Origin of the sequence: Pseudomonas uvaldensis (assembly GCF_021271205.1) — a bacterium.
Classification (GTDB): domain Bacteria; phylum Pseudomonadota; class Gammaproteobacteria; order Pseudomonadales; family Pseudomonadaceae; genus Aquipseudomonas; species Aquipseudomonas uvaldensis.
Genome location: NZ_JAIWKS010000008.1, coordinates 155249 through 181086 on the forward strand (window position 1 = coordinate 155249; position 25838 = coordinate 181086).

The following is a 25838-nucleotide window of genomic DNA, read 5'->3' on the forward strand; positions in this document are numbered from 1 at the left end:
AGGGCCGGTTTTTGACCGCTGGTCCGCTGTCCAGCCACTTTTGGCGGCGTTCGCGACTATAGCAGCAATGATTAAGTGCTTCAATTCCATAAAAAATTGTTATGATCGCCGCCATGACGACTACTGCCCCTTCGACCCCTGGCGTTCAACTGCTCGAGGTCTCGCCGGAATATGCCGGCCAACGAATCGATAATTTTCTCCTGGCCCGACTCAAAGGCGTGCCCAAGACCTTGATCTACCGCATTTTGCGCAAGGGTGAGGTGCGCGTGAACAAGGGCCGGATCAAGCCCGAATACAAGCTCCAGGCCGGTGATATCGTGCGCGTGCCGCCGGTTCGCGTGCCTGAGCGCGATGAGCCGGTGCCGGTTGCCCAAGGCCTGTTGCAACGCCTTGAGGCTGCGATCATCTACGAAGACAAAGCCCTGATCGTGATCAACAAGCCCGCGGGCATTGCGGTTCACGGTGGTAGCGGCCTGGATTTCGGCGTGATCGAAGCCTTTCGTCAGTTGCGCCCCGATGCCAAGGAGTTGGAATTGGTCCATCGTCTGGATCGCGATACCTCGGGCCTGCTCATGATCGCCAAAAAGCGCAGTATGTTGCGCCACCTGCACGAGCAGCTGCGTGGCGATGGTGTCGACAAGCGCTACATGGCGCTGGTCCGTGGTCACTGGGCGACGTCCATCAAGCAGGTGCGTGCGCCACTGCTCAAGAGCAACCTGCGTTCCGGCGAGCGCATGGTCGAAGTCAATGATGAGGGCAAGGACGCATTGACCGTATTCAAGGTGCTGCGTCGATTCGGCGAGTTCGCCACCATGATCGAGGCCAAGCCGATCACCGGTCGCACCCACCAGATTCGCGTGCATACGCTGCACGCCGGGCATTGCATTGCCGGTGACCCCAAATACGGGGACGACGATTTCACCCGGGAAATCCGTGATCTGGGCGGCAAGCGTCTTTTCCTCCATGCTTACATGCTCACTGTGCCGCTGCCCGATGGGGGTGAGTTGAAGTTACAGGCGCCAGTGGATGAAATGTGGGCCAGAACCGTGGAGCGGTTGAGTGCACCCTGACTACAAGCTGCTGATTTTCGATTGGGACGGCACTCTGGCCAATTCCATCGGTCGGATCGTTGAGTCGATGCATGCCGCATCCGATCGTACGGGCGTTGCCAGGCGTGACGACTATGCGGTAAAGGGCATTATCGGTCTCGGCTTGCCGGAAGCGATTCGCAGTCTGTATCCAGAGATCAGCGACGAAGAGTTGGTGCTCTTCCGGCAGCATTACGCCGACCATTACATCGCGCTGGAAGCTGAGCCTTCGCCGTTGTTCGAGGGTGTGGTGGATACGCTTCAGGCGTTGAGGGCGGAAGGGTATCAACTGGCTGTTGCCACCGGGAAGGCTCGTCGTGGCTTGGATCGGGTGTTGAAGGCCCATGGTTGGGAGGATTATTTCGATATCACTCGCGCCGCCGACGAAACGGCCAGCAAACCTCATCCGCTGATGCTCGAACAGATCCTGGCCCACTGCGACGCGCGCCCGGAACAGGCACTGATGGTGGGGGATTCGTCGTTCGATCTGCAGATGGCGCGTAATGCCCGCATGGGGTCGGTGGCGGTCAGCTACGGCGCGCAGACGATCGAGGCGCTACGGGCGTTCGAGCCGCAACTGTCGATCGATCATTTTCCTGAATTGCACGCCTGGCTGTGCCGGGGTGCCGATTAAAGTCTGTTGGGGATGCATGTATGACCGATGAATGGAAGGCACCGGCCAAGGCAAGCGCTGATAACGGTGACGACAAGAGTTGGAAGCTGCTGGAGAAGACCCTGCTGGCCGGGGTGCAGGAGCAGCGCCGCGCTCGCCGTTGGGGGATTTTCTTCAAATCGCTGACTTTTATTTACCTGTTTGTTGCGTTGTCGCTGTTCATTCAGGCGATCGAGATGAAGAAGAGCCCGGGAGGCGGTTCGGCCTATACCGCGGTGATCGATGTCGAGGGCATGATTGCCGACAAGGAGACTGCCAGTGCGGATAACATCATCGGCAGCTTGCGGGCGGCGTTCGAGGATTCGAAGGTCAAGGGTGTGGTGCTGCGTATCAACAGTCCGGGTGGCAGCCCCGTGCAGGCGGGCTATGTCTACGATGAGATCGTCCGTTTGCGTGCGGCGCACCCGGAAATCAAGGTTTATGCGGTAATTTCCGATCTTGGTGCCTCTGGTGCCTATTACATTGCCAGTGCGGCAGACCAGATCTATGCCGACAAGGCCAGTCTGGTGGGGTCCATTGGTGTGACCGCAGCCGGTTATGGTTTCGTCGAGACGCTGGACAAGCTGGGTATCGAGCGCAGGGTGTACACCGCCGGCGAGCACAAATCGTTCCTTGATCCATTCCAGCCGCAAAAGCCCGAGGAAACTGCGTTCTGGCAGGGTGTGCTGGACACCACCCATAAACAATTCATTGCCAGCGTCAAGAAAGGGCGGGGTGAGCGACTCAAGGACAAGGAGCATCCAGAACTGTTCTCCGGTCTGGTCTGGTCCGGAGAGCAGGCACTGTCGTTGGGTTTGATCGATGGGTTGGGCAGTGCCAGTTCGGTGGCGCGGGATGTGATTGGCCAGAAGGAGTTGGTGGATTTCACCATCGAAGAGTCGCCGATCGACCGCTTCTCGAAGAAGCTGGGCGCGAGCGTCGCCGAGCATCTGGCAATGTGGATGGGCTTCCAGGGGCCTGCGCTGCGCTGAGCCCTTTGGGGGGGGGACTCCTGGGGAGGAGCCACTGCGGGAGGGGGGGGTTCAATCGCCCTGCTCAGGGGATCTGCACGCCCTCGGCCAGTAACATGTCCACAAGACGAATCAGCGGCAGGCCGATCAGGCTGGTGGCGTCCGGGCCATGAGTGCTTTCGAACAGGCTGACCCCCAAGCCTTCGGCCTTGAAGCTTCCGGCGCAGTCATAGGGTTGTTCGATTAGCAGATAGCGTTCGACGCGTTCCGGGTCCAGCGTGCGCATGTTGACGGTAAAAGGTACGCAATCGACCTGACAATTTCCGGTCTGGCTGTTGAGCAGTGCCAGGCCTGTCAGGAACGTAACCTGGGTGCCGCTGGCGGCCAGCAGTTGTTCGCGGGCTTTCTCGAAGGTGTGGGGCTTGCCCAGTATGCGCTCGCCGAGTATTGCGACCTGGTCCGATCCGATGATCAGGTGGGCTGGATGGCTGTCCGCCAGTGCCTGGGCTTTCTCCCGGGCCAGGCGTTTCACCAGTTCCACGGCGGGTTCGCCTGGGTGCTGGCTTTCGTCGATATCCGGCGAGCGGCAGACGAATGGTAGTCCCAGGCGGTCGAGCAATTCCCGGCGATAGGCCGAGCTGGAGGCAAGTAATAAAGGCAGCATGGACATCTCCAAAGGGCAGGGGCGAATTCTAGCGAGGCGCACCGGTGACGGACAGGGCTGAATTTCCTTTGACATGGCCGGGTGCATCCCTATAATGCTGCGCCTATGTTGAATGACCCGATTCCACCTCACGTTGACCCGCGCAAATTGGCTGACCGTGGCACCACCCTTCAAGGTGAACTGCCGCTGGCCGATTTGAAGAGACTCTGCGACCCGCTTTCCGACGATATCGGAACGGTCCAGGCCAAATTCGTTTTTGAACGAGATGAACGTAAATCTGTGGTGATCCACAGTTTTATCGACACTGAAGTCAAAATGGTTTGCCAGCGTTGTCTTGAGCTGGTCACCCTGCCGATCCACAGCGAGTGCAGTTACGCCGTGGTGAAGGAGGGTGCGAATACCCAGTCGTTGCCGAAAGGCTATGACGTGCTGGAACTGGGCGAAGATCCTTTGGATCTGCAGGCGCTGATCGAGGATGAGCTTTTGCTCGCCTTGCCCATTGTGCCTGCTCATCATCCGGAAGAATGCCAGCAGCCGGCGGGAGCAGATGAGCCCGAGCCGAGCGAGGACGAGGTAACGCGGTCCAACCCGTTCAGTGTATTGGCGCAGTTAAAGCGTGACCCAAACGTTTAGGAGTTAATCAATTATGGCTGTTCAGCAGAACAAAAAATCCCGCTCTGCCCGTGACATGCGCCGTTCGCACGACGCTCTCGAGGCTAGCACTCTGTCTGTAGAAAAAACCACCGGTGAAGTTCACCTGCGTCACCACGTATCGCCAGAAGGCGTATACCGTGGTCGCAAAGTGATCGACAAGGGCGCTGACGAGTAATCCTTGTCCGCTCAAGTCATCGCGATTGACGCAATGGGCGGGGACTTCGGTCCCCGCAGCATTGTTCAGGCCAGTCTTGCTTGCCTGAATGCTACGCCCTCGCTGCACCTGACCCTTGTCGGTCAACCCTCCCTCCTGGAAGAAATGCTCAACGGCCAGCCGGCTGTGGATCGTGCGCGCCTGACGATTACTCCTGCGTCTGAAATTATTGCCATGGACGAAAAACCTGCCCAGGTGCTGCGGGGCAAGCCCGATGCATCGATGCGAGTGGCTCTGGAGTTGCTGCGCGATGGCAAGGTTCAGGCCTGTGTGAGCGCTGGGAATACAGGCGCCTTGATGGCGCTGTCGCGTTACGTGCTCAAGACGCTTCCGGGGATCGACAGGCCGGCAATGGTTGCGGCAATACCGACCCGGCGCGGTTTCTGTCAGTTGCTGGATTTGGGGGCCAACGTCGATTGCAGTGCCGAGCATCTGCTGCAATTCGCGGTCATGGGCTCGGTGGCCGCTGAAACGCTGGGTATCGTACGCCCCCGCGTAGCACTGTTGAACATCGGTACCGAAGACATCAAGGGCAACCAGCAGGTCAAGTTGGCCGCCACTCTGTTGCAGGGTGCGCGCGGGATCAACTACATCGGCTTTGTGGAGGGCGACGGCTTGTACCGGGGCGAGGCGGACGTGGTCGTGTGCGACGGCTTCGTTGGCAATATCCTGCTCAAGTCCAGCGAGGGGCTGGCGATCATGATCAGTGAGCGCATCGAGACCTTGTTCCGGCAAAGCCTGGCCTCCCGGCTGGTGGGTGCCCTGGCGCTGCCCCTGATGCGACGTCTGCAGGCTGATCTGGCGCCGGCGAGGCATAACGGTGCAAGTTTCCTCGGATTGCAGGGCATCGTGATCAAGAGTCACGGGTCCGCCGGGGTGCAGGGTTTTCAAAGTGCCATCAACCGTGCGGTGATCGAAATACAGGAAAACCTGCCCGAGCGCCTTCATGGTCGCCTCGAAGATTTGTTACCTTAGGCGTTTTCGTCCGACAATGCTTAAATGTGACCGGTCGGTTCAACCCACCATCCAATTGTCAGTTTCCTAGCGCCCCCAGGGGCGTCAATTTTTGACGACAAGATCATTAGGGGCTTTGTTTTCATGTCTGCTTCCCTCGCATTCGTCTTTCCAGGACAGGGCTCGCAGTCCCTCGGCATGCTGGCCGAACTGGGCGCGCAATATCCGCTGGTCCTCGAAACATTCAAAGAAGCGTCCGACGCACTCGGCTATGACTTGTGGGCACTGACCCAGCAAGGGCCCGAAGAGCTACTCAATCAAACCGACAAGACCCAGCCGGCCATCCTGACGGCCTCGATCGCGCTCTGGCGCCTGTGGCTGGCTGAAGGCGGTGCGCGCCCTGCGTTCGTTGCCGGCCATAGCCTGGGTGAGTACAGCGCCCTCGTGGCAGCCGGCAGCTTGAGTCTCGGCGACGCGGTAAAGCTAGTGGAGCGTCGTGGCCAATTGATGCAGGAAGCCGTCCCGGCCGGACAAGGCGGCATGGCTGCGATTCTCGGCCTGGAAGACGCCGATGTGCTGGCGGCCTGTGCCGAAGCGGCGCAAGGCGATGTGGTCAGCGCGGTGAACTTCAACTCGCCTGGCCAGGTGGTGATCGCCGGGGCCAAGGCGGCCGTGGATCGTGCCATCGAGGGCTGCAAGGCGCGTGGGGCCAAGCGTGCCATGCCGTTGCCGGTCAGCGTGCCCTCGCACTGTGAGCTGATGCGCCCTGCAGCCGAGCGCTTTGCCGAATCCATTGCCGCCATCGATTGGCAGGTTCCGCAGATTCCCGTGGTACAGAACGTCAGCGCCAATGTGGCGCCGGACCTCGAAAGCCTCAAGCGCGATTTGCTGGAGCAGCTCTACAAGCCGGTTCGCTGGGTCGAAACGGTGCAGACCCTGGCGGCCAAGGGTGCGACCGAGTTGGTCGAGTGCGGCCCGGGCAAGGTGCTGGCCGGTCTGAACAAACGCTGCGCCGAAGGCGTATCGACATCCAACCTCAATACCCCAGACGCTTTCGCTGCCGCTCGTGCAGCGCAGGCCTGAACAGGAGAAACTTGCATGAGTCTGCAAGGTAAAGTTGCACTGGTGACCGGTGCAAGTCGTGGCATCGGCCAGGCCATTGCTCTGGAACTGGGTCGCCAAGGCGCCATCGTCGTTGGTACTGCGACTTCCGCTTCGGGCGCCGAGCGTATCGCCGCGACCCTGAAGGAAAACGACATTCAAGGCACTGGTCTTGAGCTGAATGTCACCAGCGATGAGTCCGTTACGGCGGTGCTGGCAGCTATCCAGGAGCAGTTCGGTGTCCCGGCGATCCTGGTCAATAACGCCGGTATCACCCGTGATAATCTGATGATGCGCATGAAAGATGACGAATGGTTCGACGTGATCGATACCAACCTGAACAGCCTGTACCGGCTGTCCAAGGGCGTTCTGCGCGGCATGACCAAGGCCCGTTGGGGTCGTATTATCAACATCGGCTCGGTTGTGGGTGCCATGGGCAACGCAGGCCAAGTAAACTATGCTTCGGCCAAGGCCGGTCTGGAAGGTTTCAGCCGTGCGCTGGCGCGCGAAGTGGGCTCACGGTCGATTACGGTAAACTCGGTAGCCCCGGGTTTCATCGATACCGACATGACCCGCGAATTGCCTGAAGCGCAGCGTGAAGCCTTGTTGACACAAATTCCGCTGGGGCGTCTGGGGCAGGCTGAAGAAATCGCATCCGTGGTGGCTTTTCTTGCATCCGACGCTGCGGCATACGTCACGGGGGCTACAATCCCGGTGAACGGCGGGATGTATATGAGTTAAATGTGACGGATTGCTTCAAAAAAATGTCATACGAGCTGTCTAAAATCCGTTATAAAGCTGCAACTTATTTATAGGCGGCGGGCCGTCAGGGTTCGAGGGGCAAGCTTTCGGTTGAAAAACCGAAAAGTCTTTCTATACACTTAGCCTCCGGCCAGCTGCCTGAATTTGTCCATTAGGAGTGAAAACAAGGTATGAGCACCATCGAAGAGCGCGTCAAGAAAATCGTTGCCGAGCAACTGGGCGTCAAGGAAGAAGAAGTCATCAACACTGCTTCCTTCGTTGAAGACCTGGGTGCCGACTCCCTTGACACCGTTGAGCTGGTGATGGCTCTGGAAGAGGAATTCGAGACCGAGATTCCTGACGAAGAAGCTGAGAAGATCACTACTGTACAAGCTGCCATCGACTACGTTACTGCCCACCACGCGTAATCGTTTTTAGTCGTCGCTAGCTGTCATGGAAAAACCGCACTGCCATTACGGCGTGCGGTTTTTTCTTTAGGCCTGATGCAAAGTCGTCATTAGAAAAAGGAGAGTGCTGTGTCGCGTAGACGCGTCGTAGTCACCGGTATGGGTATGTTGTCGCCACTGGGCACGGATGTGCCGAGCAGTTGGCAGGGCATTCTGGCTGGCCGTAGTGGCATTGGTCTGATCGAACACACCGACCTTTCTGCCTATTCCACCCGTTTTGGCGGCTCGGTAAAGGGTTTCAATGTCGAGGAATACCTGTCGGTCAAGGAAGCCCGCAAGCTTGACCTGTTCATTCAATACGGCCTGGCGGCCGGGTTCCAGGCGGTGCGTAACGCTGGCCTGGAGGTCACCGATGCCAACCGTGAGCGTATTGGCGTCGCCATGGGCTCAGGTATTGGCGGTTTGACCAATATCGAAGAAACCAGCCGTACATTGCACGATTCGGGTCCGCGGCGGATATCGCCGTTCTTCGTGCCAGGCTCGATTATCAACATGATCTCCGGTTTCCTGTCCATCCATCTGGGTGTGCAAGGACCCAACTACGCCATTGCCACGGCCTGCACCACGGGCACTCACTGTATCGGCATGGCTGCCCGCAACATCATGTACGACGAAGCTGACGTGATGATCGCCGGCGGTGCCGAGATGGCGGCGTGTGGCCTGGGCATGGGGGGCTTTGGTGCGTCCCGTGCGCTGTCGACCCGCAACGACGAGCCGACCCGCGCCAGCCGTCCATGGGACAAGGGCCGTGATGGATTCGTGCTCTCCGACGGTTCCGGTGCATTGGTGCTCGAAGAGCTTGAGCATGCCAAGGCCCGTGGTGCCACGATCTATGCCGAACTTATCGGCTTCGGTACCAGTGGCGATGCCTACCACATGACCTCGCCTCCGGCCGACGGCGCCGGTGCTGCCCGTTGTATTGCCAATGCCCTGCGGGACGCGAAGGTCAACGCCGATCAGGTCCAGTACATCAATGCCCATGGGACCTCGACCCCGGCCGGCGACCTGGCCGAAGCCCAGGCGATCAAGACTGTGTTCGGTGAGCATGCCTACAAGCTGGCTGTCAGCTCGACGAAGTCCATGACCGGCCATCTGTTGGGAGCTGCAGGTGCGGTGGAGGCGATCTTCAGCGTACTGGCGATCAACAGCCAGGTCGCGCCGCCGACCATCAACCTCGATGAGCCGGACGAGGGCTGCGACCTGGACTTCGTACCGCATACCGCCCGTGGCATGGACATCGACGTGGTGATATCCAACTCCTTTGGCTTTGGCGGGACCAACGGCTCGCTGGTGTTCCGCCGGTTCGCAGGTTGATGGATAGCTGGGTCGACGGTCAGCCGGCCGACGTTTTGTCGCTGAGGGATCGCGGCCTGGCTTATGGCGATGGGTTGTTTGAAACCATCGCCGTACGCGCCGGCGTACCCGTGCTGCTGGAGCGCCACCTGCAACGCCTGGGGCTGGGGTGCCAGCGGTTGGGGCTCGATGTCGACATGGCTGCATTGAGCGCCGAGTTGCAGGCCTATGCGCAACGGCTGGGGCAAGGTGTGATGAAGCTGATCGTGACCCGGGGCGATAGCCAGCGTGGCTATGCCGCTACCCCTTCGGCCCCGACCCGGCGCATCCTGCAAGGCAGCCCCCCGGCCGCTTATCCCGGCGCGCATGCCGAGCAGGGTGTTTCCCTGTTTCCTTGCGCCACGCGCTTGTCCGAGCAGCCTTTGCTTGCCGGTCTCAAGCACCTCAACCGCCTCGAACAGGTGATGGCCCGCGCTGAATGGGGCGGTCCGGAGCATGCCGAAGGGCTGATGCTGGATACTTCCGGACGCGTGATCGAAGGTGTGTTCAGCAACCTGTTTCTGGTGTGCAATGGCGTCTTGATTACGCCCGACCTGAGTCGCTGCGGCGTGGCCGGGGTAATGCGCGCTGAATTGTTGTTTCAGGCCCAATCCCAAGGCATCGCTACGCAGATTACCGATGTTGATCTCGAGCAGTTGTACCGGGCTGATGAGGTTTTTGTCTGTAACAGCGTTTATGGCGTGTGGCCGGTATGCGCATACGGTTCGGCGCGCTGGTCGACCGGGCCGCTCACCCGTAAACTGCAGACCCTTGCCCGCGCGTTATTGGATGTTTGATTCGTGAGACGTAAATTCTTGCTGCTGCTGGAAACCGGACTGGTTCTGGCAGGGCTGTTGTGGGGCGCCTCTGCCTGGAAGATTCATTCGGCGCTGCAGCAGCCGCTGAACATTACCCAGGAAGAGCTGCTGGATATTCCCAGCGGGACCACTCCGACCGCCACCCTCAAGCGCCTCGAGGCCGAAGGTCTGATCAGGGACGCGTTCTGGCTCAGAGTATATTGGCGCTTCAATCTCGCCGGTCAGCCCTTGCATGCTGGCGAATACCGGATGGTCCCCGGCATGACGATGGACGGGCTGATCGCCGTATGGAAGCGTGGCGAAGTGGTGCAGTACAGCGTGACGCTGGTGGAAGGCTGGAATTTCCGCCAGGTTCGTGCGGCGCTGGCCAAGGATGAAAAGCTCCAGCAGACCCTGACCGGCCTCAGCGACAGCGAGGTCATGGATCGTCTTGGCCATTCCGGTGTGTTTCCCGAAGGGCGTTTTTTTCCTGACACCTATCGTTTCGTGCGCGGGACTTCTGACGCCGACCTGCTGAATCAAGCCTATGGCCGGCTGGAAGAAGTGCTGGCCAGGGAGTGGGCCGAACGCTCTGCCGATGTGCCCTACACCCAGCCTTATCAGGCGTTGATCATGGCATCGCTCGTGGAAAAGGAAACCGGCGTGCCACAGGAGCGAGGCCAGATTGCCGGTGTGTTTGTGCGCCGACTGCGCATGGGTATGTTGCTGCAGACCGACCCTACGGTGATTTATGGTCTGGGCGAACGCTATACCGGCAAGCTCACCCGTGCGCATTTGAAAGAAGAGAACCCATACAACACTTATATGGTCCCTGGCTTGCCCCCGACGCCGATTGCGATGGTGGGGCGCGAAGCGATTCATGCCGCATTGAATCCGGCGCCGGGAAGCAGTCTTTACTTCGTTGCCCGCGGCGATGGCAGCCACGTGTTCTCCGACACTCTGGAGGCGCATAACAATGCGGTGCGTGAGTATCAGCTCAAGCGTCGCGCCGATTATCGCTCCAGTCCGGCGCCAGCTACGCTGGATGAGACTGCACCTGTCCCCGCCGCATCGCCCGACACGGCGCCTGAAGCCGTGCCCCAGGTACCTGCGCAGCAGCCGGCCCCCGAGCCGAATGCCAGCGAGCCACCGAGCCCGCAATGACTCTGATTAAGGACTGCCCGTGACTGGCTTGTTTATAACGCTGGAAGGCCCGGAAGGCGCCGGCAAGAGCACTAACCGCGAATACCTGGCCGAACGTCTGCAGGCGGCGGGCATCGAGGTCGTCTTGACACGCGAGCCCGGTGGTACGCCGCTGGCGGAGCGGATTCGCGAGGTGCTGTTGACCCCGGCGGACGAAATCATGAACCCGGACACCGAGCTGCTACTGGTGTTCGCTGCCCGGGCGCAGCATCTGTCCGAGGTGATTCGTCCGGCACTGGCTCGCGGTGCGGTGGTGCTCTGCGATCGCTTCACCGATTCGACCTATGCCTATCAGGGCGGCGGCCGTGGATTGTCCCTGGAGCGCATCGCGACACTGGAAAATTTTGTCCAGCGCGAGCTGAGGCCGGACCTGACGCTAGTGTTCGATCTGCCGGTGGAGATCGGCCTGGCCCGCGCCAGTGCCCGCGGCCGGCTGGATCGCTTCGAACTGGAAGGCGAGGCGTTCTTCAATGCCGTACGCAACGCCTTTCTGAGCCGCGCCAAGGCCGATCCATCGCGTTACCTGTTGATCGATGCCGCGCAACCGCTGGCCCGGGTTCAGCAGTCGCTGAATGACCTGTTGCCAGGTCTGCTGGAGCGTGTCCGTGGCTGAAGCCTACCCCTGGCAGGACGCGCTATGGCAGCAATTGGCCGGCCGTGCCCAGCATGCCCATGCCTACCTGCTGCATGGCCCGGCCGGTATCGGCAAGCGGGCGCTGGCGGAACGTTTGATGGCCAGCCTGTTGTGCCAGCACCCCGTGGCCTCGGAGGCATGCGGTGAGTGCAAGTCCTGCCTGTTACTCAAGGCTGGTAGCCATCCCGACAATTATGTACTGGAGCCAGAAGAGGCAGACAAGGCGATCAAGGTCGACCAGGTCCGCGATCTGGTCAGTTTCGTGGTCCAGACCGCGCAACTGGGCGGGCGCAAGGTAGTGCTGATCGAACCGGTCGAATCGATGAACATCAATGCGGCCAACGCTTTGCTCAAGAGCCTTGAAGAGCCGTCGGGCGATACCGTGCTGTTGCTGGTCAGCCACCAGCCGAGTCGCTTGCTGCCGACCATCAAGAGCCGTTGCGTGCAGCAGGCCTGTCCGTTGCCGAGCGAGGCGATGAGCATGCAATGGCTGGCCCAGGCCCTGCCTGAAAGCACCGAGGATGAGCGGGTCGAGTTGCTGACCCTGGCCGCCGGTTCGCCCCTGGCCGCCGTCAGTCTTCAGGCCCAGGGTATACGTGAGCAGCGGGCCCTGGTGGTGGACGGGGTGAAAAAGCTCCTCAAGCACCAGCAATCCCCCACGCAACTGGCCGAGGGCTGGAACGCCGTCCCGCTACTGTTGCTGTTCGATTGGTTCTGCGATTGGTCGAACCTGATCCTGCGCTACCAGCTCACCGACGATCAGTCCGGCCTGGGGCTTGCGGACATGCGCAAGGTGATTCAGTACCTGGCGCAAAAGAGCAGCCGGGACAAAATCTTGAACATCCAGGACTGGATACTTGCCCAACGTCAGAAGGTACTGAGCAAGGCGAATCTCAACCGAGTGCTTCTGCTTGAAGCCCTGTTGGTGCAATGGGCGAGTCTGCCGGATCGAAACTGACAGGCTTCGGCTGAAGGAAAACCGGTGAGGTTCTCCTGGGCGTTGTACGAAAAGTCTAGACTCAGCTCAATCGAAGCGGAGATCAGCATGAACGAACCTGTCAGTCCCGGTCCACGCAACGGCATCCTGTCCCTGGCCATCAAGGACAAATCGGTGCTGTATGCCGCCTACATGCCCTTTATCAAGAATGGCGGCCTGTTCATTCCCACCAACAAGCATTATCGCCTGGGCGATGAGGTGTTCATGCTGTTGAGCCTGATGGATGAGCCTGAGAAAATCCCGGTCGCCGGCAAGGTGATCTGGCTCACGCCCAAGGGAGCCCAGGGCAATCGAGCCGCCGGCGTTGGCGTGCAGTTCAACGAGGGCGACAACGCTGCCCGCAACCAAATCGAAACCCACCTGGCCGGAACCCTGAAATCCGACCGTCCTACCCATACGATGTAGCCTGACTCCTTATGCTTGTAGATTCCCATTGCCACCTTGACCGCCTCGACCTTACCGCCCACGCCGGCTCCCTCGATGCTGCGCTGGACGCGGCTCGTCAGCGCGGCGTCGGGCACTTTCTGTGTATAGGTGTCAGTGCCGACAATGCCGCTGACGTCAAGGTCCTGGCCGAGCGTTATGAGGATGTCGATTGTTCGGTGGGTGTCCACCCCCTGGATGTCCAGCCCGACGCCGCGCCGGCACTGGACTGGCTGTTGCAGGAGCTCGACCATCCACGGGTAGTTGCCATTGGCGAAACCGGCCTCGACTATCACTACGAACCGGAGGCCGCCGAGGTCCAGCAAGCGTCGTTCCGGCTGCATCTGGAGGCTGCACGCCAGACCGGAAAACCGGTGATTATCCATACCCGAGGCGCTCGGGCCGACACCCTGGACTTGTTGCGCGATGCCGCGCTTTCACAGGCTGGCGTGCTGCACTGCTTCACCGAAGATTGGGAAATGGCCAAGGCCGCGCTGGACATGGGTTATTACATTTCCCTGTCCGGTATTGTCACGTTCCGCAACGCCGATGCCTTGCGCGATGTGGCCAGCAAAGTGCCGGCCGACCGCCTGCTGGTGGAAACCGATTCTCCGTACCTGGCGCCGATCCCGTATCGCGGTAAACCGAACCTGCCGCAGTACGTCCGGGAAGTGGCGGAGTTCCTGGCAATGTTGCGCGGCGAGTCCTACGAGCGGTTCGCCGAGCAGACGACGGAAAACTTCAAGCGGCTGTTCCCGTTGGCTCATGTCCGTTCGGTACGGGGTTGAATGACAAGCAAAAAAAACCCGGGTTCTGGGGGGTGAATCCGGGTTAAGACCATTAGGAGTAAAACAAAGGCACGCGGTCCTTTGGTACCTTTATCGGCGCGTCACTTGGGGGAGATGTCGCGCCGACAGTTCAAGTATTGATCAGTATGCGGACGCGTCCAGTTTGGCCCAGGTGGTTTTTAAACAAATTTGGAATACGCTCGCTTCGGATAAGTTCTCATGTCGCCAATGTTTGCCTGCGCGGCGCGGTGGGGCAGGGCGCGGGGGAGACAGATGCGTACGATTTTGTGAAGAACTGTGGCCGGGAACGGATGATCCGTGCATTTTTACGTAAGTTAGGCATAATACCCGGCTTCGAATTTTGACCTGTCAGACCTTTTTCTTATGCACAAAGAACCTCGTAAGGTCCGTGAGTTTCGTCGCCGCGAGCAGGAAATTCTCGACACCGCGCTCAAGTTGTTCCTCGATCAGGGTGAAGACAGCGTCACCGTCGAGATGATTGCGGATGCCGTGGGTATCGGCAAAGGCACGATTTATAAACACTTCAAGTCCAAGGCAGAGATCTACCTGCGCCTGATGCTCGACTATGAGCGCGATTTGAACGAGCTGCTGCATTCGGCGGATGTGGACAAGGACAAGGAAGCCCTGTCCCGGGCCTACTTCGAGTTCCGCATGCGCGATCCGCAGCGCTACCGTTTGTTTGACCGCCTGGAAGAAAAGGTCGTCAAGGGTAACCAGGTGCCGGAAATGGTCGAGGAGTTGCACAAGATCCGCGCCTCGAACTTCGATCGCCTGACCTTGCTGATCAAGGGGCGGATCAGCGAAGGCAAGCTCGAAGATGTGCCGCCTTATTTCCACTACTGCGCTGCCTGGGCGTTGGTGCACGGTGCGGTGGCGCTGTATCACTCGCCATTCTGGAGCAACGTGCTGGAAGATCAGGAAGGCTTCTTCCAGTTCCTGATGGACATCGGCGTACGCATGGGCAACAAGCGCAAGCGCGATACCGACGCCCCGAGCCACTGACATTCACCTGTCTGATAGCGCCATGTCTGCTTACATGGCGCAGTGCCCCAGTAATATACTCAGGCATGGGACTTGCTAAAACTTGAATTCTAGGTCAAGTTTCGGCTCGTCCGATTCTTCTTCCGCCGGAGTGATCCATGATCGTTGATCGTCAGGGCAGGCGTTTTCGCAATTTGCGGGTCAGCCTGACTTCCGCCTGCAACTACGCCTGTACCTATTGCGTACCTGACGGTAAGCGGCTGGTGGCTGCGCAGGATGAACTGTCGGCCGAAGCGATGGCTCGTGGCGTGGCTTATCTGATCGAAGCTGCCGGCATCGAGCGGCTACGCATCACCGGGGGTGAGCCGCTGGTCAGTCCCAAGCTGGAGCACTTCATGACGGCAGTGGGGCAGATGGGTCTGGAGGACATCAGCCTGACCACCAACGGCCAACTGTTGGCGAAAAAACTGCCGCTGCTGCTGCAAGCCGGTATCCGCCGCATCAACGTTTCCCTCGATACCCTGGACCCTGCGGCATTTCGCAGTATCGCTCGTGGCGGTGACCTCGCGACGGTGCTCGACGGCATGCAACAGGCTCGGGCGGCGGGGATGAAGATCAAGGTGAATATGGTGCCGCTGCGCGGGCAGAACCTGGACCAGGTGATGCCGCTGCTCGATTACTGCCTCGAACGGGGTTATGAGCTGCGCTTCATCGAGTTGATGCGCATGGGCCATCTGGCCAGCGATTCCAATGGTTTTTTGCAGCAGTTCGTCAGTCTTCAACAGTTGTTGAGCCTGATTGGCGACCGGTACGAGTATCTGCAAGCCAACGCGCCGGTGGATGCCACGGCGGTGCGTTATGAAATACCGGGAATGGGGTATTTCGGAGTGATTGCCAACGAGAGCGTTCCGTTCTGTCGCACCTGCTCACGGCTGCGGTTGTCGTCTACGGGCTGGTTGCATGGTTGTTTGTCGTCGAGCAATCGCCACTACATTGGCGATCTGCTGGACAAGCCTCGCCATCAGGCATTGCCGGCCATCCAGCGGCTGCTCGTCAAGGCTCTGGGAGACAAGCAGGAAGTGGCGTTCTCCGGTGGGGCCACCATCATGAAGATCATAGGCGGCTGATTTGCCTTGTGGCGACCCCCTTATCTATCGAGCTGGCGCAAAAGCTGCATCCAACGACCATTCGCCGGTTTTCCGACACCGGTTTCTGGAGGGTAGGATGCGTAGCCTGGTTTTGCTGCTGGCCGTCATGGCGCTTGGTGGCTGCATGAATGTCAGCGACATGGGGGAGGGCGTGCGTTATCACATGAGCGATGCCGGTCTGCTGGATCACAGCGACAGCCGTCGTGTGAATAACCTGCGTATCCAGCCCGATTCGTTCATCTATATTGCCCAAGGCGCCTTCGCTCCGCCGGGCAGTGCCTATCCACGTCCCAATGTCGTGGCCGAAGAAGCTTTCAATGGTTTCATCGAATACTTCCCCATGGTTCGTCGTGCCCGGGTGCCCGAAGGACTTGACCAGGCCATGGGCGAAGCTCGTGCCGCCGGTGCGCATTACCTGCTGTACACCCGATTCGCCAAGGCTGACAACCGTATTGGCAATACTGATGAATGGCTCGATGAAGAGGCGGTAGATCGTCTGGGGGTCGACACCAGCGTGATTCAGATCATGTTGATCGAGACCAGCACCCAGTATTTGATCGATACTGCACGTATCAAGAGTCGCGGCGGTTTGCTGACGCTGCATGACAAACAGCCACAAGACCTCATCGCCACGCCCTTGCGTGAATATGCTCGCAGCCTGTTGGGGATGAGCAACGAGTAAACATAAGGAATCACCATGAGCGGACCGCAAAAAGCCAATGACCTGCTGGGGCAGATCCCCAAGACCAAAGGCCTGCCGCCGGTCCACTTGTGGAATCCCGACTTCTGCGGCGACATTGACATGCGCATCGCCCGCGATGGCACCTGGTATTACCTGGGCACGCCTATCGGGCGCAAGCCGATGGTCAAGCTGTTCTCCACCATCATCCGCCGCGATGGCGATGATTACTTCCTGATTACCCCTGTGGAAAAAGTCGGCATTCGGGTCGACGATGCGCCGTTCGTAGCCGTGACCCTCGAAGTCGAAGGCGAGGGAGAGGGACAGGTATTGCGCTTCACGACCAACGTCGATGAAACCACCGAGGCCGGTCCCGAGCATCCTATGCGAGTGGTGATCGATCCGCAGACCCAGGAACCCGCGCCCTATGTACATGTGCGCGCCAACCTCGAGGCACTGATTCATCGCAATGTGTTCTACCAGTTGGTGGAGCTGGCGGTGAGCCGCGAGATCGAGGGGCAGAGGTGGTTGGGCGTGTGGAGTGGTGGGATGTTCTTCCCGATCGGCCTGGAACCGTAAATCCTGTGGGAGCGGGCTTGCTCGCGAAGGCGGTGGATCAGCAAGTGTTGATTTGACTGACCCACCGTCTGCGCGAGCAAGCCCGCTCCTACAATTTTGCGTAAATTCGGATTGACACCCAATCATATGATGATTAGCGTGAGCCACCCATAAAGAGTGGCCGCGGGGTTTTCATGTCCAGCAGTTTTCATGCATCGACCGTCGATTGGCTGGGTGGCTGGATCGCCGCCGGCCAGGTCAAGCCAGGGCAGACCATCAAGGTCGAGGCGGACCTGGGGGAGCAACTGGGGGTCAGTCGCACGGTCATCCGCGAGGCGATCAAGACCCTGGTGGCCAAGGGCATGCTGGAAGTCGGGCCGAAAGTCGGTACGCGGGTCTTGCCGGTGCGACGCTGGAATCTGTTCGATCCACAGGTCGTCGGTTGGCTATCGCGCAGCGGGCTGCCGGAAAACTTTGTCGACGACCTGCTCGACCTGCGTCGCACCATCGAGCCCATGGCGGTGCGTTGGGCCTGCGAGCGGGCGACCGCCCAGCAGATAGAGGCAATCCGTCTGGCCTATCATGCGCTGGAGCGGGCCGTGGACAGCGACGCCGACTACAACCGCGCCGACCAGTATTTCCACGAATGCATCCTAGCCGCCAGCCACAATCAATTCATCGAACAAATGGTCCCGGCCTTGGGGGCGTTGCTGGCGGTGTCGTTCGAGGTGTCGGCGGCCGATCCGGATGAACTGCGCCGGACCTTACCCATCCACAAGGATATCGCCGAAGCCATCGCCGCCCGTGACGCTGCGCGGGGTGTCTGGGCCTGCATGACCTTGATCGATAACGCTGACCTGGCCATCAAGCGCTTTTACCCTGACTTGATGGCCGGTCGTACAGACACTGCCGGGCAAGCCGGAAACAGGAGGATTCAATGATGTGGACGGCTGTGACGGAACACCGGGCGAAACTGGGCGAGGGGCCGTTCTGGGACGAGGCGACCCGGGCATTGTATTGGGTCGACATCGCGGGCAAGCAGGCGCTGCGGTTGATCGGCGCCAATGTGGATATCTGGCAGATGCCCGAGCACGTCTCCGCGTTCATCCCGACGCAGAGCGGGGATGCCCTGGTGACGCTGAGCAGTGGTGTCTACCGGTTGGACCTGGAATCGCCGGGCCTGGAGCCCCGGTTGACTTTGCTGTGCATGGCCGACCCTCAGCCGGGCAATCGGGCCAACGAAGCCCGTTGTGATGCGTTGGGTCGGCTCTGGCTCGGCACCATGCAGAACAACATTGGCGAAAACGGCGAAGACCTGCCCATCGAGCGGCGCTCGGGTGGCCTGTTTCGCGTGGGCGGCGATGGCCGGGTCATGCCATTGCTGCGCGGACTTGGCATCCCCAACACGCTGTTATGGTCTCCCGACGGGACCACGGTGTATTTCGGTGAAAGCCTCGACGGCACGTTGTACAGGCACTTCATTCATCCCGATGGCAACCTGGCGCCAGCCGAGGTCTGGTTCGGTCCTCACTCGCGCGGCGGCCCGGATGGTTCGGCAATGGACGCCCGGGGCTATATCTGGAACGCCCGCTGGGATGGCAGCTGCCTGCTGCGGTTGAGTCCGGATGGCCATGTCGACCGGGTCATCGAACTGCCAGTCAGTCGCCCCACCAGTTGTGTGTTCGGTGGCGAGGATCTCAAGACGTTGTACATCACCAGCGCGGCAAGCCCGCTGGGACACCCTTTGGACGGTGCGGTGCTGTCCATGCGGGTTGATATCCCAGGCGTGGCTTGCACACGGTTTGCGGGTTAAATCCCAAAATATGGGATGTAAATATATATATTGAGATTGTTTGGCGGTCGGGTTTATAGTCGGTCCTATCAGCGATACGCACTTACAAAAAAAACAAAGCAGGTGAAGTTTCCATGGCTGAACCCCTCTCCTTGCCGCCGGTGCCTGAGCCACCGAAGGGCGAGCGACTGAAAAACAAGGTCGTGCTGCTGACGGGCGCCGCCCAAGGCATTGGCGAGGCGATCGTCGCCGCGTTCGCTTCCCAGCAGGCTCGGCTGGTGATCAGCGATATCCAGGCTGAAAAAGTCGAGAAGGTCGCCGTGCATTGGCGTGAGCGCGGCGCCGACGTGCAGGCACTGAAAGCCGATGTATCGAACCAGCAGGATCTGCACGCCATGGCCCGTCGTGCCGTCGAGCTGCATGGCCGCATCGATGTGTTAGTGAACTGCGCCGGGGTCAATGTATTCCGTGACCCGCTGCAAATGACCGAAGAAGATTGGCGACGCTGCTTCGCCATCGACCTGGACGGGGCCTGGTATGGCTGCAAGGCTGTGTTGCCACAGATGATCGAGCAGGGTGCCGGCAGCATCATCAACATCGCTTCGACCCATTCGTCCCACATCATTCCCGGTTGCTTCCCTTACCCGGTGGCCAAGCACGGTTTGCTGGGGCTGACTCGTGCCCTGGGCATCGAATACGCACCCAAGGGCGTGCGTGTGAATGCCATCGCGCCAGGCTATATCGAAACCCAACTGAACATCGATTACTGGAACGGCTTCGCCGACCCTCATGCCGAGCGCCAGCGAGCAATGAACCTGCACCCTCCACGGCGCATCGGCCAGCCGATCGAGGTAGCGATGACGGCCGTGTTCCTGGCCAGCGACGAAGCCCCATTCATCAACGCTTCATGCATCACCCTCGATGGTGGACGTTCGGTCATGTATCACGACTGAAATGTCCGGGGTTTCAGGCATCAACGTGCCTGTCATCCAATCATCATACGATATGACTATTTGGATCTATGCTGTAGCAACACGCTTTGACCGCCCGGCCTGCGCAGTACCACCGATGGTGGGGTAGATACCGGACGTTTGGCTTTCAATAAAAAAAACAAGGAGTCAGCTATGAATCATCGCCGTGGGATTCGTTCCCTGTGTCGCGCCGCCCTGGCGGTTACCGCGTTCAGCCTCAGCAGCAGTCTGCTGGCGGCTGAGGAAGTGAAAATCGGTTTCCTGGTCAAGCAGGCCGAGGAACCCTGGTTCCAGACTGAATGGGCATTCGCTGAAAAAGCCGGCAAGGACAAGGGCTTCAAGGTCATCAAGATCGCCGTGCCTGACGGCGAGAAGACTCTCTCGGCCATCGACAGCCTTGCCGCCAACGGCGCCAAGGGTTTTGTCATTTGCCCGCCGGACGTGTCCCTGGGCCCGGCCATCATGGCCAAGGCCAAGCTCAATGATTTGAAAGTCATCGCGGTGGACGACCGCTTCGTCGATGCCAGCGGCAAGTTCATGGAGGATGTGCCGTACCTTGGCATGGCCGCATTCGAAGTGGGCCAGAAGCAAGGGGCCGCCATGGCCGCTGAGGCGAAGAAACGCGGTTGGGACTGGAAAGACACCTACGCGGTGATCAACACCTTCAACGAACTGGACACCGGCAAGAAACGCACCGACGGTTCGGTCGACGCCCTCAAGAAAGCCGGCATGCCGGAGGACCACATCCTCTACTCGGCACTCAAGACGCTCGACGTACCGGGCAGCATGGACTCCACCAACTCCGCATTGGTGAAACTGCCCAGCGCTGCGAAGAACCTGATCATCGGCGGCATGAACGACAACACTGTGCTGGGCGGCGTGCGTGCCACCGAAGCCGCCGGCTTCAAGGCGGCCAACGTGATCGGCATCGGCATCAACGGCACCGACGCCATCGGCGAGTTGAAGAAACCCGAGAGCGGCTTCTTCGGCTCGATGCTGCCTAGTCCGCACATCGAAGGCTACAAGACCGCCGAGATGATGTTCGAGTGGGTCACCACCGGCAAGGAACCGCCAAAGTACACCGCCATGGACGAGGTGACGCTGATCACCCGGGAGAACTTCAAGCAGGAGCTGGAAAAGATCGGCCTGTGGAATTGACGGTCGGTTGATTCAAAAAAGCGGTGCCGGTGTCCTGTTCTGCAGTCTGTAGGATGGGGCACGCAGGCGGCGCCGCTTGATCTCTGTGAGTTCGAGGTGGTTATGCAAGCGCAGACAGCGACACAGCAATACAGCATAGGCGGCAGCTTGCGATTCAACGGGATCGGCAAATCCTTTCCCGGTGTGCAGGCGCTGGCCAATATCAGTTTCGTCGCCCATCCGGGGCAGGTTCATGCCTTGATGGGTGAGAACGGCGCGGGCAAGTCCACGTTGTTGAAGATTCTCGGCGGTGCCTATATCCCGAGCAGCGGCGAGTTGCAGATCGGCGAGCAGACGATGGTCTTCAAATGCACTGCCGACAGCATCGCCAGCGGTGTGGCGGTGATCCACCAGGAATTGCACTTGGTGCCGGAAATGACCGTCGCCGAAAACCTGTTCCTGGGGCATTTGCCGGCTCGTTTCGGCCTGGTCAATCGCGGCGTGCTGCGCCAGCAGGCGTTGGCGCTGCTCAAAGGCCTGGCCGATGAGATCGACCCCCAGGAAAAAGTCGGGCGTCTGTCCCTCGGTCAGCGGCAGTTGGTAGAGATCGCCAAGGCCTTGTCCCGGGGCGCCCACGTTATTGCTTTCGACGAACCCACCAGCAGCCTTTCAGCACGGGAAATCGACCGCCTGATGGCGATCATCGCGCGCCTGCGTGACGAGGGCAAAGTCGTGCTTTACGTCAGTCACCGCATGGAAGAGGTGTTTCGCATCTGCGACGCGGTGACGGTGTTCAAGGATGGCCGCTACGTGCGGACCTTCGAAGACATGGGCGAACTGACCCATGACCAGTTGGTGACATGCATGGTCGGCCGCGATATCGAGGACATCTATGACTACCGTCCCCGCGAGCGCGGCGAGGTCGCGTTGCAGGTCGATCGGTTGCTCGGTCCGGGGCTGCGCGAGCCGGTCAGTTTCCAGGTGCACAAAGGCGAGATCCTTGGACTGTTCGGGCTGGTGGGGGCCGGGCGCACCGAGCTGCTACGCTTGCTCAGCGGCCTGGAGCGTCAGACCGATGGGCGATTGCTGCTGCAGGGTGAGGAACTGAAGCTGCGCTCGCCCCGGGATGCCATCGCCGCCGGCGTGCTGCTCTGCCCGGAGGATCGCAAGAAGGAAGGCATCATGCCGCTGGCCAGCGTCGGCGAGAACATCAACATCAGCGCCCGCAGCGCTCATTCCACTTTTGGTTGCCTGTTGCGCGGCGATTGGGAACGGGGCAACGCCGACAAACAGATCAAGGCGTTGAAGGTAAAGACCCCGACGGCGGGGCAGAAAATCATGTACCTGTCCGGCGGCAATCAGCAAAAAGCGATCCTCGGTCGCTGGCTGTCGATGCCGATGAAGGTCCTGCTGCTGGACGAGCCGACCCGTGGCATCGACATCGGGGCCAAGGCCGAGATCTATCAGATCATCCACAACCTGGCGGCCGAGGGCATTGCCGTGATCGTGGTGTCCAGCGACCTGATGGAAGTGATGGGCATTTCCGACCGAATCCTGGTGCTCTGCGAAGGGGCCATGCGTGGCGAACTGCCGCGTGACCAGGCCAATGAATCCAATCTGCTGCAACTGGCGCTGCCACGCCAACGCGTTGCCGACGCGGCGAACTGAGAGGTAATCATGACCATTCAAAACAATGCACTGCCAACGGCACGCAAACCCCTGGATATGCGGCGTTTCCTGGACGACTGGGCCATGCTGCTGGCGGCCATCGGGGTCTTCGTGCTCTGCACGCTGATGATCGATAACTTCTTGTCCCCGCTGAACATGCGAGGCCTGGGGCTGGCGATCTCCACCACCGGTATTGCGGCCTGCACTATGCTGTATTGCCTGGCGTCCGGTCACTTCGACCTCTCGGTCGGCTCGGTGATTGCCTGCGCTGGCGTGGTCGCGGCGGTGGTGATGCGTGACACCAACAGCGTCTTCCTGGGGATCAGTGCAGCGCTGGTGATGGGCCTGATCGTCGGCCTGATCAACGGCATCGTCATTGCCAAGCTGCGGGTCAACGCGCTGATCACGACGCTGGCGACCATGCAGATCGTCAGGGGCCTGGCTTATATCTTCGCCAATGGTAAGGCGGTGGGTATTTCCCAGGAGTCGTTCTTTGTCTATGGCAACGGCCAGTTGTTCGGTGTGCCGGTGCCTATCCTGATCACCATCGTCTGCTTCCTGTTCTTCGGCTGGCTGCTGAACTACACCACCTACGGGCGCAACACCATGGCCATCGGGGGCAATCAGGAAGCGGCGCTGCTGGCGGGGGTGAACGTCGATCGCACCAAGATCATCATTTTTGCCGTGCATGGCGTGATCGGTGCGCTGGCGGGTGTGATCCTGGCATCGCGCATGACGTCGGGCCAACCGATGATCGGCCAGGGCTTCGAACTGACGGTGATCTCGGCCTGCGTGCTGGGCGGCGTGTCGTTGAGCGGTGGTATCGGCATGATCCGCCATGTCATTGCCGGAGTGCTGATCCTGGCGATCATCGAGAACGCGATGAACCTGAAGAACATCGACACCTTCTACCAGTACGTCATTCGTGGCTCGATCCTGCTGCTGGCGGTGGTCATTGACCGGATGAAGCAGCGCTGAAGCCTGCGTCGATCGGGCGGGCCTCATCGCGAGCGGGCTCGCTCCCACAGTGGATCAGTGCTGCACCTCAGTTTTGCTGTTGGCACAAGACCCTGTGGGAGCGAGCCTGCTCGCGATGAGGCCGCCAGGACACCAGCGATCACGCGGCCTTGCGCAAGGCCTCGATCAGTTCCTGCTTGCGCATTTTCGACCGGCCGGGAATATTCTTCGCCCGCGCCTCCTTCATCAGGTTATCCACAGTCTGGGCTTCGTGGGAGGCCTTGCTGGTACGCGGATGACCTTCGCGGGTCTTGGCTGCGCGACGGGCTGATTCCTTGCGATCGGTTTTCTTCTCGGCGGCCGGTTTTTTCTTCCCCGAACCGCCGGAGCGTTCGCCGCCGCCGGACTGTTTGTTCACGGTCGCCCAGGCCCGCGCTTCGGCTTCGTTCTCGGACACACCTTTTTTCTCGTAACTCTCTTCGATGTGCTCGGCCTTGCGCTTTTGCTCGGCGGTGTATTTGTCTTTGCTTCCACGAGGCATGGGCTGGTCCTCCTCAAGTATGTGACCTGGATTACTGGCTGGCAGCGCCACCCTCGGAGCCCGACCCGCCCGTGGTGGTCTTCGAACCCACGCCAGTTTCGGCGTTATCAGGCGCGGTAGAGTCCGGCGTGTTCATGCCGCCCTGGCGACCCATATCGTTACCCTGCACACGGGGATCGGTGCCGGTGGCGGGTGGCTGACCGTTGTTCAGGGTGCCACCGGTGCCGTCCGTGTTCAGCTTGGGCATACCTTGGGTGGCAGGGGAATTGGGCGCCTGCACCGGGTCGGTCGGTCCGGTACCGGAGGTGGAAGCCGCGAAGGCCACCGAAGAGAGCAGTGCGGCAAATGTGAACGCTGTCAGCCTTGAAATGATCATGGTGTCGCCTCCATTTTTCAGATGCTTGCCTGATCTTGGGCCGTGAAGGGATGACGATGGTGCCTCGGGATCGACGAATGGCGCTTTCAGCACATGAGCTTGTTGCGGTCATTCCCATGGATTGGCATGTGACGAGCGTCGCATAGCGGCTTAGTATGGCGCTTTCAATTGGCTACAAGGCCCGTTCATGTCGATCGAGATCCGTCCTGCGCAACCCAGCGATGCGCCGCAAATCCTTGCCTTTATTACCGAGCTGGCGGATTACGAGAAGGCCCGTCACGAAGTCATCGCCAGTGTGGCGGACATCGAGCGCAGTCTGTTCAGCGAGGGCGCGACCGCCCATGGGCTGATTTGCCTGCGTGACGGCGTGCCGATCGGTTTCGCGGTGTTTTTCTTCAGCTATTCCACTTGGCTGGGCAGCAACTGCCTGTACCTTGAAGACTTGTACATCACGCCGGAACAACGGGGCGGTGGGGCAGGCAAGACTTTATTGCGGCACTTGGCGAAGATCGCCTGCGACAACGATTGCGGTCGTTTCGAGTGGAGCGTGCTGGACTGGAACACCCCGGCCATTGAGTTCTACAAGTCCCTCGGCGCGCAGCCCCAGGAGGAGTGGGTGCGCTATCGGATGGATGGCAAGGTGCTGCGGGATTTCGCCCAAGGCAACTGAGAGCTTCAGGAATAAGCGTCCCCGCCGTATTCGGCAAAACCCGGTCGTTGTTCGAGCCGTTTGCAATAGGCGGCCACGGCCGGGTAGTCGGGCCGCTCCATCGGCGTCTGGCGCCAGCGGTGCACGGACAGGCCGATGAGCACGTCAGCCAGGGAGAAGTCTGCGCCGGCCACGTAGGCGCCGGTCCGGCTGAGTTGCTGTTCAAGCAGACCCATCTTTTCGTTCCAATCCTTGACGCCGGCGGCGATACGTTGCGGGTCCTGGCAATCCGGGTCCTTGCGCGCCAGAGCGTAAAAAGGGTATCCCCATGAGCGGTTGAGTTCGGTCGCTTGCCAATCCATCCACTGCTCGACGCGTGCCCGGGCGGCGGGCTCGATGGGCAGCAGATCGCCGCGCCCGTGTTTGCCTGCCAGATAGCGGCAGATGGTGTTCGACTCCCACAGCACGCCGTTTTCATCAATGATCACCGGCACCTGGGCGTTGGGATTGAGAGCGAGGAACGCCGGATCATGGGTGGAATTGAAGCCAATGCCCCAATCTTCTCGTTCGTAGGGGATATCCAGTTCCTGACAGGTCCACAGCACTTTTCTGACGTTGATCGAAGAAGTGCGACCGAGGATTTTCAGCAGTTGGCCCATAAACGTTTCTCCCTGAGTGGC

The 25838-nt window shown here is 60.0% G+C and carries 31 protein-coding genes; 27 read left to right on the forward strand and 4 right to left on the reverse strand.

Going from position 1 to position 25838, the window contains the following annotated elements:
- Window positions 1-113: 113 nt before the first annotated feature.
- Genes rluC through sppA form a run of 3 tightly spaced genes read left to right on the forward strand, consistent with a single transcriptional unit; the run spans window position 114 to window position 2732 of the window.
- Entirely contained in the window at window positions 114-1070 is a 957-nt protein-coding gene (rluC, locus tag LCU97_RS19185) for a 23S rRNA pseudouridine(955/2504/2580) synthase RluC (RefSeq protein WP_232777486.1), read from the forward strand.
- Entirely contained in the window at window positions 1060-1722 is a 663-nt protein-coding gene (locus LCU97_RS19190; protein WP_232777487.1) for an HAD-IA family hydrolase, read from the forward strand. Before rluC ends, LCU97_RS19190 begins: the two co-directional genes overlap by 11 nt.
- Window positions 1723-1742: 20 nt before the next feature.
- Window positions 1743-2732, forward strand: a complete 990-nt coding sequence (gene sppA / locus LCU97_RS19195) for a signal peptide peptidase SppA (RefSeq protein ID WP_053150142.1) — start codon at window positions 1743-1745, stop codon at window positions 2730-2732.
- A gap of 64 nt (window positions 2733-2796) precedes the next feature.
- Here the strand turns inward: sppA and LCU97_RS19200 are convergent, their stop codons facing one another.
- On the reverse strand, window positions 2797-3375 hold the full coding sequence (locus tag LCU97_RS19200) for a Maf family protein (RefSeq protein ID WP_232777488.1): 579 nt from the start codon (window positions 3373-3375) through the stop codon (window positions 2797-2799).
- Between the two features lie 105 nt (window positions 3376-3480).
- On the opposite strand from LCU97_RS19200, the gene LCU97_RS19205 reads away from it, so the two are divergent.
- From LCU97_RS19205 to araH, 23 genes are all read left to right on the forward strand, one after another.
- Entirely contained in the window at window positions 3481-4008 is a 528-nt protein-coding gene (locus LCU97_RS19205) for a YceD family protein (RefSeq protein WP_053150148.1), read from the forward strand.
- 13 nt (window positions 4009-4021) lie between these two features.
- The gene (rpmF, locus tag LCU97_RS19210; RefSeq protein ID WP_003179396.1) at window positions 4022-4204 is read left to right on the forward strand and encodes a 50S ribosomal protein L32; all 183 of its coding nucleotides are present in this window, start codon (window positions 4022-4024) and stop codon (window positions 4202-4204) included.
- Window positions 4205-4207: 3 nt separating this feature from the next.
- Complete coding sequence (gene plsX / locus LCU97_RS19215) at window positions 4208-5218, forward strand: phosphate acyltransferase PlsX (protein WP_082339704.1); 1011 nt, start codon at window positions 4208-4210, stop codon at window positions 5216-5218.
- A gap of 123 nt (window positions 5219-5341) precedes the next feature.
- On the forward strand, window positions 5342-6280 hold the full coding sequence (gene fabD / locus LCU97_RS19220) for an ACP S-malonyltransferase (protein ID WP_232777489.1): 939 nt from the start codon (window positions 5342-5344) through the stop codon (window positions 6278-6280).
- Between the two features lie 15 nt (window positions 6281-6295).
- Complete coding sequence (fabG, locus tag LCU97_RS19225; RefSeq protein ID WP_053150156.1) at window positions 6296-7039, forward strand: 3-oxoacyl-ACP reductase FabG; 744 nt, start codon at window positions 6296-6298, stop codon at window positions 7037-7039.
- Between the two features lie 191 nt (window positions 7040-7230).
- A complete protein-coding gene (gene acpP, locus LCU97_RS19230; protein WP_053150160.1) occupies window positions 7231-7467 on the forward strand; it encodes an acyl carrier protein in 237 nt (78 codons plus the stop codon).
- A gap of 108 nt (window positions 7468-7575) precedes the next feature.
- Window positions 7576-8820, forward strand: a complete 1245-nt coding sequence (gene fabF, locus LCU97_RS19235) for a beta-ketoacyl-ACP synthase II (RefSeq protein WP_053150163.1) — start codon at window positions 7576-7578, stop codon at window positions 8818-8820.
- The gene (gene pabC / locus LCU97_RS19240; protein ID WP_053150166.1) at window positions 8820-9635 is read left to right on the forward strand and encodes an aminodeoxychorismate lyase; all 816 of its coding nucleotides are present in this window, start codon (window positions 8820-8822) and stop codon (window positions 9633-9635) included. Before fabF ends, pabC begins: the two co-directional genes overlap by 1 nt.
- A gap of 3 nt (window positions 9636-9638) precedes the next feature.
- Window positions 9639-10799: an endolytic transglycosylase MltG gene (mltG, locus tag LCU97_RS19245; protein WP_053150168.1), complete on the forward strand. Its 1161-nt coding sequence runs from the start codon at window positions 9639-9641 to the stop codon at window positions 10797-10799.
- A 19-nt stretch (window positions 10800-10818) separates the two neighbouring features.
- Complete coding sequence (gene tmk / locus LCU97_RS19250; RefSeq protein ID WP_053150172.1) at window positions 10819-11451, forward strand: dTMP kinase; 633 nt, start codon at window positions 10819-10821, stop codon at window positions 11449-11451.
- Window positions 11444-12430, forward strand: coding sequence for a DNA polymerase III subunit delta' (locus tag LCU97_RS19255; protein WP_232777490.1), 987 nt, complete (start codon window positions 11444-11446; stop codon window positions 12428-12430). The genes tmk and LCU97_RS19255 overlap by 8 nt, the downstream gene beginning before the upstream one ends.
- An 87-nt stretch (window positions 12431-12517) precedes the next feature.
- Window positions 12518-12874: a PilZ domain-containing protein gene (locus LCU97_RS19260; RefSeq protein ID WP_053150179.1), complete on the forward strand. Its 357-nt coding sequence runs from the start codon at window positions 12518-12520 to the stop codon at window positions 12872-12874.
- An 11-nt stretch (window positions 12875-12885) separates the two neighbouring features.
- Window positions 12886-13680, forward strand: coding sequence for a TatD family hydrolase (locus LCU97_RS19265; protein ID WP_232777491.1), 795 nt, complete (start codon window positions 12886-12888; stop codon window positions 13678-13680).
- 384 nt (window positions 13681-14064) lie between these two features.
- Window positions 14065-14703 (forward strand): TetR/AcrR family transcriptional regulator, encoded by a 639-nt coding sequence (locus LCU97_RS19270; RefSeq protein WP_053150184.1) that lies wholly within the window; start codon window positions 14065-14067, stop codon window positions 14701-14703.
- Window positions 14704-14840: 137 nt separating this feature from the next.
- On the forward strand, window positions 14841-15809 hold the full coding sequence (locus tag LCU97_RS19275; RefSeq protein WP_232777492.1) for a GTP 3',8-cyclase MoaA: 969 nt from the start codon (window positions 14841-14843) through the stop codon (window positions 15807-15809).
- 97 nt (window positions 15810-15906) lie between these two features.
- On the forward strand, window positions 15907-16512 hold the full coding sequence (locus LCU97_RS19280) for a DUF4823 domain-containing protein (protein ID WP_053150192.1): 606 nt from the start codon (window positions 15907-15909) through the stop codon (window positions 16510-16512).
- 15 nt (window positions 16513-16527) lie between these two features.
- Complete coding sequence (locus LCU97_RS19285; RefSeq protein WP_232777493.1) at window positions 16528-17088, forward strand: DUF1285 domain-containing protein; 561 nt, start codon at window positions 16528-16530, stop codon at window positions 17086-17088.
- A gap of 173 nt (window positions 17089-17261) precedes the next feature.
- Window positions 17262-18008: a FadR/GntR family transcriptional regulator gene (locus LCU97_RS19290; protein WP_053150200.1), complete on the forward strand. Its 747-nt coding sequence runs from the start codon at window positions 17262-17264 to the stop codon at window positions 18006-18008.
- The gene (locus LCU97_RS19295) at window positions 18005-18880 is read left to right on the forward strand and encodes an SMP-30/gluconolactonase/LRE family protein (RefSeq protein ID WP_232777494.1); all 876 of its coding nucleotides are present in this window, start codon (window positions 18005-18007) and stop codon (window positions 18878-18880) included. The genes LCU97_RS19290 and LCU97_RS19295 overlap by 4 nt, the downstream gene beginning before the upstream one ends.
- A gap of 113 nt (window positions 18881-18993) precedes the next feature.
- On the forward strand, window positions 18994-19812 hold the full coding sequence (locus LCU97_RS19300; protein WP_232777495.1) for an SDR family oxidoreductase: 819 nt from the start codon (window positions 18994-18996) through the stop codon (window positions 19810-19812).
- Window positions 19813-19983: 171 nt separating this feature from the next.
- Window positions 19984-20988, forward strand: coding sequence for a substrate-binding domain-containing protein (locus LCU97_RS19305; RefSeq protein WP_053150209.1), 1005 nt, complete (start codon window positions 19984-19986; stop codon window positions 20986-20988).
- A 102-nt stretch (window positions 20989-21090) separates the two neighbouring features.
- The gene (gene araG, locus LCU97_RS19310) at window positions 21091-22635 is read left to right on the forward strand and encodes an L-arabinose ABC transporter ATP-binding protein AraG (protein ID WP_053150212.1); all 1545 of its coding nucleotides are present in this window, start codon (window positions 21091-21093) and stop codon (window positions 22633-22635) included.
- Window positions 22636-22644: 9 nt separating this feature from the next.
- On the forward strand, window positions 22645-23613 hold the full coding sequence (gene araH, locus LCU97_RS19315; RefSeq protein ID WP_053150214.1) for an L-arabinose ABC transporter permease AraH: 969 nt from the start codon (window positions 22645-22647) through the stop codon (window positions 23611-23613).
- A 139-nt stretch (window positions 23614-23752) separates the two neighbouring features.
- On the opposite strand, the gene LCU97_RS19320 is transcribed toward araH, so the two are convergent.
- Window positions 23753-24133 (reverse strand): Rho termination factor N-terminal domain-containing protein, encoded by a 381-nt coding sequence (locus LCU97_RS19320; protein WP_053150217.1) that lies wholly within the window; start codon window positions 24131-24133, stop codon window positions 23753-23755.
- A gap of 31 nt (window positions 24134-24164) precedes the next feature.
- Window positions 24165-24509 carry a hypothetical protein gene (locus LCU97_RS19325; protein ID WP_053150220.1) on the reverse strand — a complete coding sequence of 115 codons (345 nt, stop codon included), beginning with the start codon at window positions 24507-24509 and terminating at the stop codon, window positions 24165-24167.
- Window positions 24510-24696: 187 nt separating this feature from the next.
- On the opposite strand from LCU97_RS19325, the gene LCU97_RS19330 reads away from it, so the two are divergent.
- Entirely contained in the window at window positions 24697-25179 is a 483-nt protein-coding gene (locus tag LCU97_RS19330; RefSeq protein ID WP_053150223.1) for a GNAT family N-acetyltransferase, read from the forward strand.
- A gap of 5 nt (window positions 25180-25184) precedes the next feature.
- On the opposite strand, the gene LCU97_RS19335 is transcribed toward LCU97_RS19330, so the two are convergent.
- The gene (locus tag LCU97_RS19335; protein ID WP_232777496.1) at window positions 25185-25817 is read right to left on the reverse strand and encodes a glutathione S-transferase family protein; all 633 of its coding nucleotides are present in this window, start codon (window positions 25815-25817) and stop codon (window positions 25185-25187) included.
- Window positions 25818-25838 lie beyond the last annotated feature (21 nt).